Origin of the sequence: Methylocaldum sp., assembly GCF_039794385.1 — a bacterium.
Classification (GTDB): Bacteria; Pseudomonadota; Gammaproteobacteria; order Methylococcales; family Methylococcaceae; genus Methylocaldum.
Window position 1 is genome coordinate 1 of the sequence record NZ_JBDIVO010000474.1, and the last position, 2882, is coordinate 2882.

At 60.4% G+C, this 2882-nt stretch carries 3 protein-coding genes; 1 reads left to right on the forward strand and 2 read right to left on the reverse strand.

The genetic code is table 11. The annotated features are described in order from the left end of the window. Positions 1-1338 (forward strand): L,D-transpeptidase family protein (locus ABJK70_RS22915; protein WP_347259247.1); only part of this gene is annotated, 1338 nt, incomplete at its 5' end. Positions 1339-1504: 166 nt separating this feature from the next. On the opposite strand, the gene ABJK70_RS22920 is transcribed toward ABJK70_RS22915, so the two are convergent. After that, positions 1505-2407 carry a ZIP family metal transporter gene (locus ABJK70_RS22920; protein WP_156880993.1) on the reverse strand — a complete coding sequence of 301 codons (903 nt, stop codon included), beginning with the start codon at positions 2405-2407 and terminating at the stop codon, positions 1505-1507. Next, on the reverse strand, positions 2400-2834 hold the full coding sequence (locus tag ABJK70_RS22925) for a DUF1232 domain-containing protein (protein ID WP_156880994.1): 435 nt from the start codon (positions 2832-2834) through the stop codon (positions 2400-2402). Before ABJK70_RS22925 ends, ABJK70_RS22920 begins: the two co-directional genes overlap by 8 nt. Positions 2835-2882 lie beyond the last annotated feature (48 nt).

Consider the following 2882-nt stretch of genomic DNA (forward strand, 5'->3'; position numbering starts at 1 on the left):
TCGGCGCCTGTTGCGAGCCCACCGATCGCGTCGCTGGAGAAGCACCGATTCTCTGTCGCCAAGGACGAAGGGGTAGTCGGGTCGTTCGGAGTGATTACGCTTCAGCAAGGGGACACGCTTCCCGATATCGCGCGGCACTTCGGATTGGGATACGAAGAGATCGTCGCGGCAAACCCCGAGCTCGATCCGTGGGTGCCAAGCGCGAACAGCAGGACGTTGATCCCGGTGCAGTTCGTACTACCGCGGGCGCCACGGCGGGGAGTGGTCATCAATCTCGCCGCCATGCGGATGTTTCATTTTCCCGCCGAGGGAAATGGCGCCGAGGTCGTCACCTACCCCGTAGGCATCGGGCGGGAAGGGCGAGCAACTCCCACCGGGGCGATGCGGATCGCGCGAAAGATTAAGAACCCGACCTGGTATCCGACAAAGAACATCCGAGACGACCACCTCCGGCGGGGCGATCCCTTGCCGGCCGCAGTGCCGCCTGGACCTAACAACCCCTTGGGCAAGTATGCCCTGTACCTGAACCGACAGATGTATCTCATTCACGGCACGAACAAGCCTTATAGCGTCGGGCTTCGAGCCAGCAATGGCTGCATCCGCTTGTATCCGGAGGACGCCAGTAAGCTGTACTCGCAGATTCCACTGAACGAGCCGGTGTATATCGTCAATCAGCCTTATCTCGTGGGCTGGCGTGACGGGGTAGTCTACCTGCAGGCTTACCGGAGCCATGAGGAATTAAACGAAAAATCGCTCAAGAAAACCGTCCGCGCCAATCTTAAAAAGTGGGAGCAGGATCAGAACCAACCCCTGGATTGGGGAAAGATCGAACGCATTCTCCAAGAAGGACTGGGCATTCCGCTACCGATTGCCGCGGGAACACCGCCTATCGATGCCGTACTCGCGGGGGCGCAGCCTATCGTGCGACCCGACAAGTGGTTCGGACAACCCGAATCGGCGCGGAAAGCCAGCAACGGCTGGTACGTGTCCGCCGCCGTCATGTCCAGCGAAACGGCAGCGCAGCGACTCGCCGCCATACTCAATCATCAGGGTCCTCCGATACCGGCACAAGTTGTTCCGAGCGGCGAACGCCATCAGGTTATAGCGGGGCCGTTCGCCAACGCCAAGGCCGCCAAAACCGCCGTGAAGCGTCTCAAGGTCGATCTGGAACTGGACGGGCGCATCTTGCCGCCAAAAGCGAGCAGGCAGCTAAGTCGCCCGCCAAACCTGCCACCCGGGAAACGTGTTTTCCGAACATATCGGAGCCGGACCGACCAACCTGAAGACGGTACCGGAGGAAACGGCAATCGAGGCGACGAGCGGCCCAGGAGCAGATGACGTCGTGAATGCAATGCTTGAAGACACCGCTTCGGATACGACAGTAGACGAAGCGGTCGCCCGGCGACTCGCATTGGTAACGAACTGATATTGCGCGTGCTTCCGGATACCGAGACTGCCCTGCGCATCCTCTCCGCTTGGCTTGATCCAAATGTCTCAACCCCATTCAGCCCAAGGCCACATCCAGAATCATCATGACAATGAAACCGAGTATGGCCCCCAGCGTGGCGATGTCGGTGTTGCCCCGTTCCCGCGACTCGGGAATTATCGCTTCGAACACCACGTAGATCATGGCCCCGGCCGCGAAGGCAAGCGCATAAGGCATGATGGCCAAGCACGCGGATACGGCGGCGGCGCCTATGACGGCGGCGACCGGTTCGACCACGGCGGACAGCTGCCCGTACCAGAAGCTGCGCAGCCGCGACCAGCCCACGCGGCGCAAGGGCATGGCCACCGCCGCGCCCTCCGGAAAATTCTGCAGACCGATGCCGATCGCCAAGGCAATCGCACCGCCCAGACTGGCCGTATCCAAACCGCAGGCCAAGGCGCCGAAGGCCACGCCCACGGCCAGCCCCTCGGGAATGTTATGCAGGGTGATGCCGAGCACCAGCAGCATAGTACGCCGCCAGGTCGTGACGACCCCCTCCTCCGTCTGCATCGCTGCGCCGAGTTGGAAATGGGGCAACAGCCAGTCGCAAAGACTCAGCGCATAAGCGCCGAGGGCGAATCCCGTTGCCGCCGGAAGCCAGGCAAAACGGCCATAGCCTTCCGATAAATCGAGCGCGGGCGCGAGCAAAGACCAGTAACTCGCGGCCAACATCACTCCCGCCGAGAATCCCAGCATGGCATCAAGCAGCTTTTGGTTCATCCGCTTGGTAAAAAACACCAGGGCGGCGCCGAGCGCGGTCATTCCCCAGGTGAACAACGAGGCGAGAAGGGCTTGCAGAATGTGGGCACGCTCGGCGAACCAGCGGGAAACGGTCGAAAAGTGGGCTTGAACATACATGCCGAAGGCCGATAGGTCGCCGTTCGCGGCAAGGGAGGCAAAATCGCTCGCTGCGTCACTCATCAGCGAAAAGTCTGGAAAGCGCTTCCTGATACTCGTCGCGAGCCTTTCGCCAAGCCGCGTATTTTTCGAGTTCGACCTTCACGAGCTTCAAGATCAGCGCCATGACGGCCACATCGTCCAGATAGCCGACGATAGGGATCACATCCGGGATCAACTCCGCCGGGTTGATCAGATACAGGAGACCGAAGGCCACGGCGGCGATCGCCCAGGCCGCGATATCCCGGTATGTCCCCGATCGGTAATCGCGGATCAATTCCAGGCAGAGCAGGATATCCAGCCAGACCTGATACAGCGCCGGAATCTTCTTGACCTTGTTCTCGATCTCGCGAGCCTTTTCGATGATGCGGTCGAAATGCCGATCCGTGATTTTCCCGCCGTTGCGCTTGAAGAAAGCTTCGTTCAGTTCGTTCCGGTCTTCTTCATCCACGGGTATCCCTCCCTTCCGTCAGCGGCCTATACCGAAAAAGCGAGCCAT

Excerpts from the sequence above, each read along its gene's own strand:
- ABJK70_RS22920 (WP_156880993.1), bottom strand. The coding sequence starts at position 2,407 with ATGAGTGACGCAGCGAGCGATTTTGCCTCCCTTGCCGCGAACGGCGAC.